This window comes from Anaerolineae bacterium (genome assembly GCA_013178015.1).
Taxonomy (GTDB): Bacteria; Chloroflexota; Anaerolineae; order DRVO01; family DRVO01; genus Ch71.
In genome coordinates, this window is sequence record JABLXR010000019.1 from 1 (window position 1) to 16,475 (window position 16,475).

15 protein-coding genes are annotated in these 16,475 nt (G+C 64.4%); 3 read left to right on the forward strand and 12 right to left on the reverse strand.

Annotation, left to right across the window (positions count from 1 at the left end; genetic code table 11):
* From HPY83_09055 to HPY83_09065, 3 genes are all read left to right on the forward strand, one after another.
* Window positions 1-594, forward strand: a 594-nt coding sequence (locus HPY83_09055) for an ISAs1 family transposase (protein NPV08096.1), incomplete at its 5' end; no start/stop codon positions are given.
* Between the two features lies 1 nt (window position 595).
* On the forward strand, window positions 596-1,054 hold the full coding sequence (locus HPY83_09060) for a transposase (GenBank protein NPV08097.1): 459 nt from the start codon (window positions 596-598) through the stop codon (window positions 1,052-1,054).
* A gap of 91 nt (window positions 1,055-1,145) precedes the next feature.
* Window positions 1,146-1,925 carry a glycosyltransferase family 2 protein gene (locus HPY83_09065; GenBank protein ID NPV08098.1) on the forward strand — a complete coding sequence of 260 codons (780 nt, stop codon included), beginning with the start codon at window positions 1,146-1,148 and terminating at the stop codon, window positions 1,923-1,925.
* 180 nt (window positions 1,926-2,105) lie between these two features.
* Here HPY83_09065 and HPY83_09070 read toward each other — a convergent pair whose 3' ends face one another.
* The 12 genes from HPY83_09070 to HPY83_09125 all read right to left on the reverse strand — a co-directional run bounded on the left by HPY83_09070 (window position 2,106) and on the right by HPY83_09125 (window position 16,261).
* Window positions 2,106-2,993, reverse strand: coding sequence for an MATE family efflux transporter (locus HPY83_09070; GenBank protein NPV08099.1), 888 nt, complete (start codon window positions 2,991-2,993; stop codon window positions 2,106-2,108).
* Window positions 2,929-4,014 carry an amidohydrolase family protein gene (locus HPY83_09075; GenBank protein NPV08100.1) on the reverse strand — a complete coding sequence of 362 codons (1,086 nt, stop codon included), beginning with the start codon at window positions 4,012-4,014 and terminating at the stop codon, window positions 2,929-2,931. Before HPY83_09075 ends, HPY83_09070 begins: the two co-directional genes overlap by 65 nt.
* 169 nt (window positions 4,015-4,183) lie before the next feature.
* Window positions 4,184-5,071: a rubrerythrin family protein gene (locus HPY83_09080; GenBank protein NPV08101.1), complete on the reverse strand. Its 888-nt coding sequence runs from the start codon at window positions 5,069-5,071 to the stop codon at window positions 4,184-4,186.
* Window positions 5,072-5,140: 69 nt separating this feature from the next.
* Window positions 5,141-6,115: a site-specific integrase gene (locus HPY83_09085; protein NPV08102.1), complete on the reverse strand. Its 975-nt coding sequence runs from the start codon at window positions 6,113-6,115 to the stop codon at window positions 5,141-5,143.
* A gap of 116 nt (window positions 6,116-6,231) precedes the next feature.
* Window positions 6,232-7,668 (reverse strand): sulfatase-like hydrolase/transferase, encoded by a 1,437-nt coding sequence (locus HPY83_09090; protein NPV08103.1) that lies wholly within the window; start codon window positions 7,666-7,668, stop codon window positions 6,232-6,234.
* Window positions 7,662-9,092 carry a sulfatase-like hydrolase/transferase gene (locus HPY83_09095; GenBank protein ID NPV08104.1) on the reverse strand — a complete coding sequence of 477 codons (1,431 nt, stop codon included), beginning with the start codon at window positions 9,090-9,092 and terminating at the stop codon, window positions 7,662-7,664. Before HPY83_09095 ends, HPY83_09090 begins: the two co-directional genes overlap by 7 nt.
* Window positions 9,093-9,134: 42 nt before the next feature.
* Entirely contained in the window at window positions 9,135-10,271 is a 1,137-nt protein-coding gene (locus HPY83_09100; protein NPV08105.1) for a hypothetical protein, read from the reverse strand.
* A 19-nt stretch (window positions 10,272-10,290) separates the two neighbouring features.
* Window positions 10,291-11,427 (reverse strand): hypothetical protein, encoded by a 1,137-nt coding sequence (locus HPY83_09105; GenBank protein ID NPV08106.1) that lies wholly within the window; start codon window positions 11,425-11,427, stop codon window positions 10,291-10,293.
* A 78-nt stretch (window positions 11,428-11,505) separates the two neighbouring features.
* Window positions 11,506-12,327: a carbohydrate ABC transporter permease gene (locus tag HPY83_09110; GenBank protein NPV08107.1), complete on the reverse strand. Its 822-nt coding sequence runs from the start codon at window positions 12,325-12,327 to the stop codon at window positions 11,506-11,508.
* Window positions 12,328-12,438: 111 nt separating this feature from the next.
* Window positions 12,439-13,302, reverse strand: a complete 864-nt coding sequence (locus tag HPY83_09115) for a sugar ABC transporter permease (protein ID NPV08108.1) — start codon at window positions 13,300-13,302, stop codon at window positions 12,439-12,441.
* Between the two features lie 206 nt (window positions 13,303-13,508).
* The gene (locus tag HPY83_09120) at window positions 13,509-14,873 is read right to left on the reverse strand and encodes an extracellular solute-binding protein (protein NPV08109.1); all 1,365 of its coding nucleotides are present in this window, start codon (window positions 14,871-14,873) and stop codon (window positions 13,509-13,511) included.
* A gap of 185 nt (window positions 14,874-15,058) precedes the next feature.
* Window positions 15,059-16,261: a GNAT family N-acetyltransferase gene (locus tag HPY83_09125; protein ID NPV08110.1), complete on the reverse strand. Its 1,203-nt coding sequence runs from the start codon at window positions 16,259-16,261 to the stop codon at window positions 15,059-15,061.
* Window positions 16,262-16,475: the final 214 nt, after the last annotated feature.

A 16,475-nucleotide genomic window follows, 5' to 3' on the forward strand; every position in this document is an offset into this window, starting at 1 on the left:
TATCCTCTGGGGGCGATCGTGGGGATGCTGATACTGGGGGCGTTGCACGGAGAGCAGTCGCTGCGGGGGATGCGACTGTGGGGGGTGGGGCACTGGCAGGAGATATGGCAGGCTTTGGGTTTTCGCAGTGGGCGGCGGCCTCCAGCCCACTCGACGGTATGGTATGCCCTGCGGGGTTTGGAGGAGGGGGCTCTGGAGGGGGTGTTGGGGCAGTGGGCCCAGAAGCAGTATGGGGAAGCGGAGCACATAAGCGTGGACGGCAAGACCCTGCGGGGCAGCCGGCGGGGCCGGGAGCGGGCCCTGGCGCTGGTGGTGGCGCTGGCCCAGGAGCTGCGGGTAGTGGTGGCCCAGCGGGGGGTGAAGGAGGGGGACGAACTGCAGGCGGCCCTGGGGGTGCTAAGGAGCCTGGACCTGGAGGGCAAGGTGGTGACGGTGGATGCCGGGCTTATGCAGCGAGGGGTAGTGGAGGCGGTAGTGGAGGGGGGAGGGCAGTATCTGGGCCCTCTCAAAGGCAACCACCCCGAGCTCAAGGCTCTGGTGGATGACTACATCCGACCCGAGGTTTTCCCCCCTGGGCCAGGAGCGAAGGGCTGATGTGTTGCGCTGGGATAAGCAGCGGGGGCGGCTGGAGCGTCGAGAGCTGTGGGTGGTGGAGGCGGGGGAGTTGGGGGCCTACCTGGAGCGGGAGTGGAACTGGCGGGGGCTGAGGCAGGCAGGTCTCATCAGGCGCACCAGGGTGGATATGGCCACGGGGCAGACGAAGGTAGAGACCACCACCTGGGTCACCAGCCTGAGCCCCCAGCAGGCCGACCCCGAGACCATCGCCAAGCTGCTGCGGGACCACTGGCAAATCGAGAATGCCCTGCATCGGGTGCGTGACGTGACCCAAGGCGAGGACCTCCACCATGCCCGAGTGACCGGCCTGGCCCTGGCAGCTATACGGAGCCTGGCCCTCAACCTCCTGCGCTCCCTAGGCTTCCCCCTTGTCCCCGACGCCATCCGTCACCTGCGTCTCCACCCTGAAGCCAGCCTCGCCCTCCTCACCCAACCATAGGAGGGTTGAAAAGCCCTGATCCCCTACGCCCTGCCGTTTGCCCGTACTTCCCGCCCAAGTATACTCTGCCTGAGCGCTGGGGGGAGTCCGCATGTCAGCAGAGCAACAGACCGGATCGGGGCCGCACCTGTCGGTGGTCATCCCCGTCTACAACGAACAGGCCTGCATCCAGGCCAACCTGCGCCAGGTCCTCGACTACCTGAGCCAGCAGCCGTTCCCCAGCGAGGTCATAGTGGTGGACGACGGCAGCCGCGACGACACCGCCGCCCTGGTCGGCGAGGTGGCTCATTCCGCCCCGTCGCTGCGCCTCATTCGCAACGACCACCGGGGCAAGGCCTATGCCGTTCGTACCGGAGTGCTGGCGGCCGAGGGCGATTACGTCCTCTTCGCCGATGCGGACCTAGCTACCCCCATCCACCAGGCAGAGAAGCTCTTGGCGGCCCTGGAGAGCGGTTACGACGTGGCCATCGGCTCCCGCGAGGGCTACGGTGCCCGGCGCTACAACGAGCCCTGGACCCGTCACCTCATGGGTCGGGTCTTCAACCTGGTCGTGCGAGCGCTGGTCATGGGCCAGCACCGCGACACCCAGTGCGGGTTCAAGGCCTTCACCCGGGCGGCGGCCCAGGACATATTCCGCTCCGTTCACCTCTACGGTCCCTCGGCGCCGGTGCTCAACGCACCGCTAGTGACCGGTTTCGATGTGGAACTCCTCTACCTGGCGCATCTCAAGGGCTACCGAGTGGCGGACTTGCCGGTGGAGTGGCACTACGGCCCCGGCAGCAAGGTGAACCCGCTGCGGGATTCCTGGCGCAACTTCAAGGACGTTCTGCGCGTGCGCTACTACGCCCTGTGCGGGCGGTATGGTGAGTAGAGGATAGTGAATGGCCCGACACCGCCACACGCGCGGGCCCGCCGGCCGATACCGGGCCACCAGACCCTGTCGTGACGAGCCCACCCGAGGGCTCCTCTGCTCCTAAGCCCAACGTGAGACTGCAGAGAGCGTGGCCGATGCCAGTCACGAGTCGCTCGTCACGCATCACTATCCACTACCCTACACCTTCTTGCGCTTCCAGCCTCCCCGGCGGAACCAGTAGGCCATGGCCACCGCGTTCGCCGCGCTTGCCAGGGCCCAGCCCACCCAGACCCCGTCGAGTGCGAGGGGAGTGAAGCGCGACAGGACCAGCCCCACCGGCACCTGCACCCCCCACAGAGTGGTCAGGTTCACCATCATGGCCGGCACCGTGTTCCCGGCACCATCCAGCGCTCGCCCCATCACCACGCCCACGGCGCCAAAGGCGTAGGCGATCGCCACCACCCGGATGGCGCGCACCGCCACCCCGGCCACATCCTCGGTGCAGTTGAACCACTGCACCGCCTCGGGTGCCTTCAGGGCCATGAGCGCCATCGCCACCAGCATGAAGGCCAGGTTGATCCAGGCGATGGTCCAGGCGCTGCGCTCCGCCCGCTGTGGCTTCTGGGCCCCCAGGTTCTGGCCCACCAGGGTGCCGGCAGCATTGCCCATGCCGAAGCCAGGGGTCAGCAGCATGACCGTGAGCCGAGTGGCCACCCCGTATCCGGCGATCGCCGCAGTGCCGAAAGGCGCCACGATGGCGATCATGGCCACTCGCGAGGAACTGCGCAGCACCGCCTGCACCGCGCTGGGAATGCCGATGGTCACCATGGTGCGGATGACGGCCCAATCGGGTCTTACCCGGCGCCACAGCAGCGCCACCCGGGCTCGGCCGCTGAGCAGCATTCCCGTGCCGGCAGTCACCGCGATCGCCTGCGCAAAGACGGTGGAGAGCGCCGCCCCGGCCACTCCCAGCGGCGGCAGGCCGATCATGCCCTGCACCAGGAGCGGCAGCAGGGCTACGTTAGCCAGATTCCCGATGATCGCTAGCCACAGGGCCTCCCTGGCGTTGCCCGCGCCCCGCAGCACCGCACTCAGGACCAGCGCCACCGTGATGATGGGCAGCCCCGCAAAAGTCAGACGCAGGTACAGCACCGCCGAAGGTAGCACGTCCTCGCCTGCCCCCAGGACCGTCACCAGCGGCGTCGCACCTAGTATTCCAATCAGCCCCAGGCACACTCCCAGGGCGGTCCCGAAGAGCAGGGCTTGAGTGGCTGCGTGGCTGGCAGCACTGAGGTCGCGTCAGGTGCGGCATGCGGTCCTGAGGCCCACCGAAGCAGACATCGGTGCCGAACGCCAGCCGGTCCTGGAACTCGTTGATGAAGCGCACGCCGTACTCGGGATCGCGGGTGATGGCGTTGTGACCGCTGCCGGCCGAGATGTCGCCGTACAGGTTGGGGTACTGCCGCAGCAATCGAGGGAGGGCTCCCTCTTCCTCGATCGCTCCCTTGGGATAGCCCATCTTCTCCTGCATGGTGAGCCCCGCCCCGATCTCGGCCCAGAAGCCTTGGCCATGGCCGACGACGTTGGTCTGAGGGGCCGCCTCCAGCAGCTTGGCCAGGCCTGGCGCCCCGGGGTGGTCCTGGAGGCCGTAGGTGCCGGGCAGGTAACCCACGTTGTGGATCAGAACCGGGAGGCCACGGGCGCCAGCCTGGCGGAACATGTTCACCGTGCGGGGGTCGTCTATGGGCACGTTGGCCGTGATCTCCCCGATCCCTCGACAGCCTTGCTCCTGGAACCAGTCCAGCAGGGGACCGAAGTCCGCCTCGGGGCTGTTACCCAGCCACCGGGGATCGAGGTTGCCGAAGGGAATGATGCGGTCTTGGTAACGGGCAGCCTCGAGGACCTGAGTGCGGACGTCCAGACCGCCAGAGGTGAGGAAGGCCGGCCCGATGTAGTTCTCGGGCGAGGGGTAGACGGGCAGGAGCACCGCCTTGTCTATGCCCTCATCGTCCAGCCGCTCCATGAGGTTGTCCCAGGTGACGGGGATGCGTTCCGTGTCCCCCGCCCGGCGAAAGTCACCCACGTGAATGTGGAAGTCTAGGATCATGCTGCCCTCTCCCTGCCGAAGTCACCGCCATAGCCGCCTGCGCCAGGCGTACCATCGCCCCTCGCCCACCAGTCCCGACTATCCCATGCAAGGGCAAACCACCGTGTGCCCGGTACCAGGACATGGTTGACACATCCGACACCACCGCGCTTGCCCCCGGTCCCCATCGTCATACATCCACCCCGAGGAACACGCGCACGAGGTATCCCAGCCCGAAGCTCACCACCGCCACCCCCAGGCTGATAGCGGCCATCTCCAGGAAGCGATCCTTGAAGGAGATGTCCCGGGCCACCGACACATAGTAGTTGAAGACAGCGATCAGGCCCACCGCGTTGATCCCGGTCCACGCCAGGGCAGCATAAGGGTTACCTAGGAGCAGGAAAGGCAACACCAGGAATGCCACTGCCAGCACGTACGCGGCACCAGTGTACAGCGAGGACTTGAGCGGGTCTTGCTCCCCCTCTTCCTCCCGAGCGGACAGGTATCCGGACGCGGCCATGGACAGGGAGGCGGCGATGCCGGTGATTAGCCCCGAGACGGCGATCAAGTCGGTGTTTCGCAGGGCGAAGGTGAGCCCGGCCAGCGTCCCGGTGAGCTCCACCAGAGCGTCGTTCAGGCCCAGGACCACCGAACCCACGTAGCGCAGCCTTTCCTCGTCTATGAGTTCGATCAGCTGCTGCTCATGCTTCTCCTCGTCCTGGGCCACCGCCTCGATCCCGGGTACGACACCTATAAGCCGTCGGTAGGCCACTTCGTGGGCGTACTCCTCGGCCCGCTCGAGCAGCCTCATGCCGAAAGTGAGCCCGAAGAGGCGAGAGATGAAGAGGTACCACCAAATGCGCCACCGGTCCGGCTTGGGCTCCTCGCCCGTCAGCCGGGCCCAGAAGCGGTAGTGGCGCAGCTCATCCTCTCCAATAGCGCGTAGCACCCGCGCATTGTCCTCGTCTTGGGTCGAATCCGCCAGGCGAGTGTAGACGTGGTACTCAGTGAGCTCGTTCGCCTGGGCTGCCAATGCCGCCCGCTTCGCTGCCACATCAAGCTGTATCGGGACCGCCATCGCTCCCTCCCCGCTCGCTGCGGCCATGTTAGCCCCGCTAGAGCCGGACGCCAAGTCCAGCCCGAGCCTCTAGCCAGCATCGAGGCGCCGGGCGAGCCCCTCTAGCACGCGGAGGGCATCCTCCCAACCCACCGGGCTCAGGCCCAGCCGCTGGCGCACCTCGTCCGCAGGTAGCTCGAAGTACCAGCGCAGGGCACAGCTCCAGCGCATCACGTTCGGGGTCACCAGCACTCCCGTGTGCGCCTCCCGGCCCAGCCGCTCCAGCACCCGGTGCAGAGTACGGGTGGAAGCGGCGAATACCCGCTCGTCGCCCGAAGGGTACTGGCTCAGGTAGGCCCGATACACCTCTCGGAAGCCGGCCGGAGCGGGCAGGGTGCGGTTCTTGTAGCGGTGGCGCCGACCGCGATGGTGGATGCGGATGGCCACCACCGGCTCCGCCGTGAGCACCTGGCCGCGGGACAGCTCCTCTAGCTCCCCTCGGCGAAGGCCCAGCTCGAGGGTGAGCATGAGCAGCAAGAGCGGGCGGGAATCAGGTCGGTCCGGTCGCCCGTGCGAGGCCCAGGCAACCTGACGCATGCGGTCTTGCTCCTCGGCTGTGACCACGTCCGGTAGGGGCACTTCCCCTCCCGGGGCGTAGAGGTCGGCCGCCGGGTTGTCGGGGAGGACGCCTTCCTCCTGGAGAAGCTCGAAGAAGCGGCGGATGCCCGTCACGCGCAGGGCGAGAGTCTTGACCGGTGTGTCCCGCCCCCGCTCCGACAGCCACTGTAGGTAACGCCGCAGGTGAGAGGCCCGGATCTGGCGCAGGCTCACGTCATCTCCCAGGAAACGAGCCAGCAGCTCTACCGCAGTGGTGTAGCTCTCCACGGTGTTGGCGCTGTAGTCAAGCGACGCCATGCGGCCGGCGAACCAGGCGTTGGCCCGGCGGAGACTGGCCTGCGGGGCCGGAGGTCGCACCTGGCTGCCGGCCTGGATGGCCTGCTCGTCGCCGAACAGCGATAGCTGCACCGCCCCCGTGTCCTGTCGCCCCTGCCTGCGCCGCGCCATGACCACCTCGCAAGTCGTTCGCTGCGTACTACTTATGTCATGCTAGTGGACGGCAGGTGAGCCCGTCAAGGTGGAGCTATGCGAGGTCAGTCTCCTAGCCCGGGAAGCGGGCCCTGCTAGCCATCGCCCTGGGCGAAGGCGTTCTCCTCTTCGCCGGGACCAACCAACCCCAACTGCCCCTGTCCCGTCACCGGCAGGGCCTTGCCGTCCAGCCGGGGGTCCACGTACCGGTGGAACCACTGGCTCAGCTGCTGCCGCAGCTCGCGCACCGTCCCGGCGTGCTCGGCCCGTTCGGCCAGGTTGGCCCGCTCGTCCGGGTCGTCGGCCAGTCGGTAGAGCTCGTGAGGGCCGTAGGGGTAGCGGTGAACGTACTTCCACTCCCGGGTGCGTACCATGCGAGTGGAGCCATACTCGGAGAAGACCACCACGCTATCGTGCCCGGGGTCCTCCTGCCCCATCAGCGCGGGCACGAAGCTCCTTCCCGGCAATCGCTCGTCGCCCATGCCCGGCAGGCCAAGGTAGTCCAGCAGGGTGGGAGCGAAGTCATAGCCGCTGGTCAGGGCCTCCGTCACCGCACCCTGGGGCAGCCGGCCGGGCTGGGAGAAGATGAGAGGCACCTTGACCGAGTTCTCGTACATGTTGAGGGGGAAGGTGCCGTTACCCTTGCCCCAGAAGCCGTGGTGTCCGCAGCTGAACCCGTTGTCGCTGTTGAAGATGATGAGGGTGTTCTCCCGCAGGCTGAGTTCCTCCACCCGGTCCAGGATGCGGCCCACGTCGGCGTCCATGGCGGTGACGGCGGCGAAGTAGCCCTTGAGCGACTCCCGGTTGCCCAGGTTCTGGTCCGTGAGCCAGATGGCCCAGGGGTGGCGGGGCTCCTGGGGGCAGCTCTCGAAGGGACAGTCGTCGTACGAGTCTACGATGTCCTGAGGATGGCCCGTCCAGGGGCTGTGAGGAGCGGTGTAGTGCACGCTCAGGTAGAAGGGAGCTTCCTCGCCCGCCCGCGCCTCCAGGAAGGCTAGGGCGTCGTCAGTGATAGCGTTGGTGACGTACCCTGGCTCGTTGATCAGCTTGCCGTCCCGAACCATGGGGGCGTTGTGGTAGGGGCCGCCCCCCGACTGGTGGACGTACCAATGGCTGAAGTGGTGCTGTTGCAGCTGGCTGGCACCCAGGTGCCACTTGCCGCTGATGCCGCAGTGGTAGCCGTGAGCGGCCAGGACGTCGGTGTAGGTGGTCTGGCCCTGGAGGTACTCCACCGCATTGGGAGGCACATTCCCCTCCCGGATCCAGTCGTGGACGCCGTGACGGGAAGGCACCCGCCCGGTCATGAGCGTGGCTCGGCTAGGGGAGCACACCGGCGAGGTGCAGAAGAAGTTGGAGAAGCGCACTCCGGTGGCAGCCAGTCGGTCGATGTTGGGCGTGCGAATCTCGGGGTTGCCGTAGCAGCCCGAAGCCCAGATGCCCTGGTCGTCGGTGAGGATGAAGATGACGTTGGTGCGTGTCCGGCTCGGCTCGGGAGTGAGCTTCTTCGCCGCCTGGGGCGGCCAGGCTACCACATGTGCCTCCTCTGCGGCAGAGGATCCTCCGCCGCACAAAGACGCTCAAGAAGCAGTCGCTCCATTTCCTGTCTCTTGCCAGCATAGCGCGGCTTGGCCCAGAGGTTCTCGAACTCATCGGGGTCATTGATCAGGTCGTAGAGCTCACCGTACGGGCGTCCGGGGTAGTGGATCAGCTTCCATTCCCGCGTGCGCAGCGCCTTGACCTCGTGGCCGGTCGGGTCGACGCCACGCGCCATCAGTTCCGGTGACTCCCGGTCTTGGCCGAGTACAGAGTCCCTCCCCTGAGCACCGGTTTCCTGGGCCAGCAGAAGACGGATGGACCGCCCCTGCACTCCTGCCGGCACCTCTACCCCGGCTAGATCGAGAATCGTCGGCATGATGTCCACGGACTCCACTAGGCTGTCGTCCACCTGGCCAGGACGTGTCATTCCCGGCACGCGCCATATCATGGGCACGTTCATCACCTGATCATAGAGGAAGGGGCCGTGGCGCCACTGCCAGTGATCGTTCAGGCATAGCCCGTGGTCAGAGGTGAAGAGCACGATGGTGTCGTCCCAGAGGGAATGCTCCTGTAGGCTGGCAGCCAGTCGTCCGAACTGGTGATCCAGGAACGTGGCCATGTCGTAGTAGCTGGCCAAGTAGCGCCTAAGGGTCTCATCGTCCGGATACGGCAAGATAGCATGCGCCTCATTGCGCATACGCAGCGACCCCTCGTAGCAGTCCTTGAGGTAGGGCGGCTTGGCGTCGAGTTCCCCCTCTCTGCGCTTCGGCTCTGGCATGTCCTCAGGACGATAACGCCCAGTGTACTCCTCGGGCGAGTGCGACGGCGGTATTAGCTCATGGTAGGAGCAGAAGCAGAAGAACGGCTGCGTACCGCCAGCGTTTCGGCCTATGAAGTCCATTGCCTGATCGGTGATCCACGTGATCTGATGCGCCTCCTCGGGGACAGGTTGCCGGCTTCTGACCGCCTCGCTTAGGTCGGGGTAGTGTTCATCTACGAAGGCCAAGTAGTCGGGGCCCATCTTGTTCTCACTGAGCCGGACCTCTTGGAAGCCATAGTAGCTCTCCTCCCGGTCCAACGCTGGGGGATAGTCGGCAGCCTGTTGGGGCTCGAAGTGGATCTTGCCAAAGGCGCCCGTGCGGTATCCGTTCTCGGCTAGAACCTGCGCCAACGTCACCTCGCTTCGCGAGAGCGGGATGCCATTGGCCCACACTCCATGCACGTGCGGATAGCGCCCGGTGAAGATGGAAGCTCGTGAGGGCATGCAGACAGTGTGTGCGCTAAAGCTGCCGGTGAAGCGCACCCCCTCCCGAGCCAGCGCATCGAGGTATGGCGTACGAAGGACCGGATTCCCGTAGCAGCCCAGAGCATCCGCCCGATGACCGTCGGTGAGGAACAGAAGAACGTTGGGCTTCGTCATTGTACGGTGCTCCAAAGATGGTGGCCAGGCGCGGCTTCGCCTTCAGGCACCAAGGAAGCCTTCGTCCCAGAACACCGGAGCGTAGCCGTGCTCACTCAGCCATGAGATGGCGGCGATGACCTTCTGCTGCACATCTGCCTGGTACAGGCTCAGCTCCGGTCGGAAGTACTGCTCATGGATAGTCAGCTCGATCACCTCACCAGTGTGAGGGTTGGCACTTACCTGCTCCAGTCTTGGCACTACTTCGGACACGGCCAGGTTGTTGACCACCGCCTCACAGGCGACGAACCGCATGTCGATGGAGGGGTCCCACCAGTAGTCGCGTCCACCTATGTGGTCAGCTAGAGCCTCGTCAAGGTAATACCTGGTCTCCGGCACCCGGCCCCGGTTGCGGGCGAACCGGCCCTTGAGGCCTGTGACGCCCCTGTCCCTCAAGGCACGCACGGATTCACGGCTGGCATCGGCCCAGTGCACAGTGGTGAAGCTGCTGATGAGGTCAGGCCCAGCAAAGCGCTCGATCTCCTGTGTGACCCACTCATAGTCATGAGTCATCTGCTCATAGGTCGAACTCTGATAGGGGTGGTCCGGCTTGTTCTGCCAGGCATGGAAGGTCAGCCGTAGCCAGTCGGCGTTGGCCGTCCACTCTGCCCTGAACCGGTCCGGCATCTCTGGGAGTCTGAAGGGGCGTCCGCCAAAGACACTCGCGTCGGTCTGATAGTAGATGTTGAAGTGGAACTTCGCTCCATACCGCTCGTGAAGGCTCTTCCAGAAAGCCAGGTACCAGTGGTCGAAAACAGAAGTGTAGTCTCCTCGAGCCAGGTCCTTGAGAAACAAGATGTTGTCGTCGATGGAGAAGCGACAGCGCGGGTAGGAGTCCCTGTCCCAAAGCACCTCAATGGACGCCTGCTGGCCGGCACCTCTGGCGGTGATGCGGTTGTGGCGGTCCTGTAGGGGCACCTGGGCTTCGAAGCAGTCGCCTCGGACTGTGGCATCGACTTGGACACGGCTCCGTGCCTGCTGGTTGACACCGGGGGCGCCTTCCACAGACACGCTGACACCCGCCTCAGCCGGGCAGCTCCCCTCGATGGCGACGACCAGGCCCTCGGCTCTGGCGGTGCCGTCGTGCCTGTTGAGGATGTCTCCGTGTACCGGATTCGTGATACGCAAGGTGGTGGTCATGCTCTCCTCAGGCAAGCAGCTACGCTCCGAGGAAACCCTCGTCATAGTGCACCGGCTTGTACCCCCGCTCGGCCACCCACGCCACGGCTGTAACCACCTTCTCCTGGGCATCGGGTTGATAGATCGACAACTCCGGGCGAAAGTACTGTTCGTGGATCATTAAGTCGATGACCTCAGAGGTGTGTGGACTGGCAGACACCTCTTCCAGTCTGGGCACAATGGCATCTAGGGGGAAGTTGTTCAGCACGGCGTCGCCTGCGACCATGATCAAGTCCATCTCCGGGTCCCACCAATAGTCCCGGCTGCCAACGTAGGCGCCCATGGCCTCGTCGAGGTAAAGGCGCGTCGTCCGCGGGTAGTTCCGCTGCCCTCCGAAGGTGCCCTTCAGGCCCACCACTCCCCGATCCCTGAGGGCGCGGATGGCGTCCCGAGGTGCTTGGGACCAGTGCACCGTGGTGAATGTGCTCAGTAACTCCGGTCCAGCGAAGCGCACGATCTGCTCGGTGATCTTGTCGTAGTCATGAGCCATCTGCTCATACGTAGCATGCTGGTACGGGCGGTCAGGCTTGTTCTGCCAGGCGTGGAAGGTCAGCCGCATCCAGTCGCTGTTTGCCTGCCACTCCTCCTTGAAGCGCTCCGGCATGTCGGTCAGCCGGAAGAACCCGTTAGCGTAGACGCTCTCGTCGGTCTGGTAGTAGATGTTGAAGTGTATCTTGGCCCCATACCGCTCGTGCAGCCCCCTCCAGAAAGCGAGGTACCAGTGGTCGAACAGCGACGAGTAGCTGCTCTGGGCCAGGTCCTTGAGGAATAGGATGTTGTCATCGATTGAGAAGCGGAAACGGGGGAACGAATTCCGATCCCATAGAACCTCAACCGAGGCCTCCTGCCCCCCAGCCCTGGCGCTGATGCGGTTGTGATGGCCCTGCAGGAGCACCCGTGCCTCGAAGGTCTCCCCTCGAGTTGTGGCGTGAGCCTCGAAGCGGCGCTCTGGTGACCGTCCCACGGCAGAGGCACCCTCAACGGAAACCACGACATCAGCCCCGGCAACACAAGTGCCCCTGACAGTGGCCATGAGTCCCTCGGGCGTTGCGGTACCGTCGTGGCGGTTCAGTATGTCCCCGTGCACGGGGGACGTGATTCGCAGTGCTTGGCTCACTGTGGCCCTCCTGAGTAGCAGCTCGGGGGCTCAAGAGACGCACGGGACCCGCCGCCTCATGGCAAACATCGCTCCCGGTTACCCCTTGAGCCCGGACAGCGTTATCCCCTGGATGAAGTAGCGCTGGGAGAAGAAGAACACGAGCAGGCAGGGGAGCATGACCATCAGCGAGTAGGCCATGATCTGCTCCCACTTAGTCAGATACTGCTGCCTGAACCCGAGCAACCCTAGTGACAGCGGCCACATGACCGAGCGCTGCAGGTAAATGAGTGGCCCCATGAAGTCATTCCAGTGGCCGATGAAGGAAAAGATCGCCACTGCTGCCAGCGCCGGCCCGGCTAGGGGTAAGGTGATCTTCCACCAGATGACAGGCGGGATGGCGCCATCCATCGTCGCCGCCTCATCCATCTCCCGGGGAATGCTGAGGAAGAACTGACGCAAGAGGAAGATGTAAAAGGCGCTACCGAACAGCGACGGGACGAGCAACGGGCGAAAGGTATTCACCCACCCAAGACGGTGAAAGCCAACAAAGACGGGTATCATCGTCACCTGTCCGGGCAGCATCATGGTGGACAGCAGCAGAGAGAACCAGAGGTTGCGGCCCCGCCACTCAAGCCTAGAGAAGGCAAACGCCACGCAAGACGATGCTAGCAGGGTGGCGGCGGTGGGAAACAGGGTGATGATCAACGTGTTGCGCAGGTACCGAATCGTGGGAACCGACCTGATGGCGTCGGTGTAGTTCTGTAGCACGGGAGGGTCCGGGATCCACACGGGCGGGATGGCCCACACTTGCTCCGGTACCTTGAGAGAAGTGGACAGCATCCAAATGAAGGGAAACAGGAAAGTCAGGGCGAAAATGGCCATCAGGGCGTACAACACCACCACCCGGGCGATGATCATGACCCTGGCAACTCGATCCCGCTTTCGGCGACGCATCGTCCGCTGCACAAGCGTCTCAGCTATCATCAGTCCTCAGTTTGTGTCCATTATGCCTACTGCAAAACCGCCACACTAGGCAGCCCTGGCTCGCGAGGCTGGCATCTCGTAGTACACCCACTTCCCGGACGTGTAGAACTGCACCAGGGTAAAGGCCATGATGATGAAGAAGAGAACCCAAGCCAGGGCGCACGCGTACCCCATCTCGAAGTAACGGAAGGCACTCTCGTACAGGTAGAGGACGTAGAACAGCGTTGAGTTGACTGGGCCCCCGTTGGTCATGACGTAGGCCGAGGTGAAGACTTGGAATGAGCCTATGACCCCCATGATGAGGTTGAAGAAGATCGTAGGTGTGATCAGCGGCACGGTCACGAAGCGGATCTTGTGCCACCAACTGGCCCCGTCCACCATGGCAGCCTCGTACATCTCCTGTGGCACCCCCTGCAGGCCCGCCAGGAAGATGACCATCTGGCCACCGATGCCCCACATACTCATGAGAACCAGTGCCGGCTTCGACCAGTTGGGATCCATTAGCCAGACTGGTCCTTGGATGCCGACCCAGCCCAGCACCACGTTCACTAGCCCAAGGTTGGGGTCGAACAGCCAGAGCCAGAGCATGGACACGGCCACCCCTGACACCACCGAGGGCATGTAGTAGATGGTACGTAAGACGTTCTCCCCTGGCAGCCCCTGATTCAGCAAGATGGCAACGGTGAGAGCAAGGATCATAGACAACGGGACATGCAGGACGGTGTAGTACATGGTGTTATACAGGACGGTGAAGTACCTGGGATCCTCGAAGAACATCACCCGGAAGTTGTCCAGTCCCACGAAGCGGGGTGGCTGCAACACGCTGTAGTCCGTCAGGCTGAAGTAGACCGAGGCCAGCATTGGGCCCAGGGTGAGGGTGAAGAAGCCGACTATCCACGGGGCAGCCATGACGTTGCCCCAGAACTGCCGGGCGAGTCGCGGAGTGGCGAGGCGGGAGGAAAAGCCGGCTTGCCTTCCAAGACTTCGACCGGTTGCGCTCACGGTAGCCTCGTCCACATGGAGACACTCCCCAGGATGGGCCTGCAGAAGGCCAGATTGGGCTTTCTGCAGGCGCCGCTACTCAGAGAATCCCGCCAAGCCGACTACGAGCGTCCTTACACGTCAGGCCAGTTGGGGTACTCCGCCATGATGGTGTTGGTCTCCGTCTCGGCCTCGGCCAGGGCCTGTTCGATGGTCTTGGTGCCTAGGATAGCTGCCTCTACCATAGGCTGCAGGACCCGGTTGAGCTTCGCCCACGACGGATACAGGGGCTGGGGCTCGCCGTAGTTCCGCATGTTGCTAATCACCTTCTGCATAAGGGGCTCCTGCAGGTACTCGGCCTGCTCAAAGGCGGACTGGCGCGGAGGCAGGTAGCCAATATCCTGGTTGTAGGCGATCAGCGCTTCTGGGCTCATGTGGAGCTTCAGCAACTCCCAGGCTGCGTCCGGATGCTTCGAGGTAACGCCGATGGCGATCCAATCGGTGTTGGTCTTCGCAACTCTACGGGCCTTCATAGGCGGCTGCGGCACCGTGACGAACTGTAGCTTGTCGGGAGCGTGCCGCCTGACGTTCACCGCGTGGTTGCCCGGGTGTCCGTAGGCAATCACCCACTGGCCTGTAGCCAGATAGGGGATGGGCGAGTCCGGCAGTGGGGCGTAGCCTTGTGGCGTGATAGTGTTGTTGCGCTCCTTGAGCCAGCTAAGCGACCAGACGCCAGCCTCATTGTTGAATCCGGCCTTGCCATCCTTCACCACCATACCACCGCCGGAGTAGAGGACACCGAGCCACTCCTGCCGATCCATGTGGCACGAAGATCCCATGCGGACCACCTTGGTGCCATCGTGCACGGTACAAGCGATGGCGGCCTCCAGGTAGGCGTCCCAGTCCCAGTCATCCGCGATGGTAACACCTGCCTCGTCTGCAAGGTCCTTTCGGTAGCAGTAGTGCCGAGGGCTGGTCAACTGTGGCAGACCCCAGGTCTTGCCCTCCCACTGGCAAGTGGTCAGTGAAGCTTTGAGGAAGTCGTCTCTGACACCCCATTCGTCCAGCCGGTCATCCAAGACAATGGCGAGACCGTTCAGCGCGGCCAAGGGCACGAAAGCGGCACCCATCCTGTACAGGTCCGGCATGGAGCCGCCCGCCTTGGTGGTGAGGAGTTGCTCCTCGAGGCGGTTCCAGTCCAGTGGCAGGTTCTCCACCGTGGCGTTCGGGTACATCTCCTTTAGGAGCGGCGTGATGTTCTCATCCACGAATGCCAGATACTCGGGCGAGAAATCCACTAGAACCTCAATGGTGAAGGCCTCCTCAGTTCTCTCACCTCCAGATGGGGCCGCCGCTGCGGTAGCCTCGCCCTCAGGCCCTACAGTCGGCGCCGGAGTGGCCCCACCACAGGCTCCGAGAACAGACGCCCCCACGGCAGCAGCGAAACTAGTGGCGATGGCGCTAAGGACGGTACGTCGCGCGAGCCTACGACTTTCCATCGTTCCCTCCTTGGGGAAAGCAGTGGCGAAGATAGCCGCAGCTATCGGCCCGGAAAGGCCTCGCGAGCATCCTGGTAAAGCATTGTAGTTCGTGCGTAATCGGGCTGTCAACACCAACCCACTGTTTGGGCCACGGAAACAGTAAATAGCATATAACTAGGCCACTACGTCATATCTGACCATACCTATACAAAGTCCAGCTGGTGATACGCCCAGCGCGCCCATGGCAGCGCATCCACTACCGCCGCTAGGTCGGCTCCGCACGCGCCGGGCGCCGTCACCAGGCCCATCTCCAGGGCCGCCGTCAGGTCCAGCCGGCCCAACAGCAGCCGCGCCAGGCTCGACTCCTTCATCTCCAGCATCAGGCGCCGGCCCTCCCCTCCCGATGCACCATGGAGGATCACCTCCCGCTCGGGGGTCCAGACCGTGACCTCCAGCCCTCGCGTGGCTTCGGAGGGTCGCCATGCCGCCTCCGCCAGGCCCTCCGGGTCGAGCACGCGCCCCAGGATCATCATGCCCCCTCGTGAGCGCGCCCGGGGATGGAAGCCGAGCGCCTGAAGCACGGGCGCGTACGGGCTACCGCCCCCCAGGCGCGCGTGCGCGGGCACTCCTCGCTCGGTGGCCAGGTCGGCGTAGGCCGCCAGTAGCGGCAGGGCCACACTGAGGTCGCTGCCCTCCGTCGCTATCTCCAACAGGTGCAGCGCCGGCACCAGCTTCTCCTCGCCTACGATGGCATAGCCCCGCATGCTCCCCTCCGCCGGGACCTGCAACACCGACAGGTCCAGTGGCACCTCCTCGTATTGAGGCGTCTGCACCGCTACCTCGTAGTAGCCGCAGAAGCGAGGCGGGTAGCCCGCCTGGTTGCCGTAGGCGCTGCGGAAGAGGTCTACGGCCCTTTCCTGCTGCTCCAGGAACTCGGCATAGGCGACCCGTCTCACCCCTGCCGAAGGCCACACCGGCGCTGGCTCTCGCACCCACGAGGTCAGGTACGCCAGGTCCTCGTGGCCCGTCCGTCGGTAGAAGCGGTACGCCCGACTGCGTTCGTCCTCTCGGTAGACCATCATGGCCAGGCACCGTCCTCGCAGGAACTCAGCAGCCACTTCCATCAGGCGGGAGCCCACCCCCGTGCCCCTCACATCCTCGCGCGTGCAGACGGAGTACTCCCACGCCACTGGGACCGATACGCCCGGACGGATGAGGAAATCGCGAAACTGGAAGGGCACTGCCCCCACCACCTCGCCATCCCTGAGGGCCACGGCGGCGGTCACCTGGCCCCTGGACCAGTCCGCCCAGTACTCGGGCGACATGCGGGGGAAGACGCTGTCGTGCAGGCGCAGGAAGCTCTCGGCGTCCTCCGGTCGGTACTCCCGGTACTCCACCTTCGCCATCTGCTGCTCCCACTCCTCAATCAGCAATGCGGATGAGCGCTACAGCGTCGGCAGTGCTCTCCTGGATTCCTTTCTTATACACGAGGTCGAGGGCCGGTGGTAGGCTCCGACGGGCGCGAGGGCGGAGCACGGGCACAGCCGGCTGCGGCGGCCGAGTTGCCCCGCGGCCCTGTTGGCCGACAGACTTGAGGGGACGGCGTTACCTTGGCGCTTG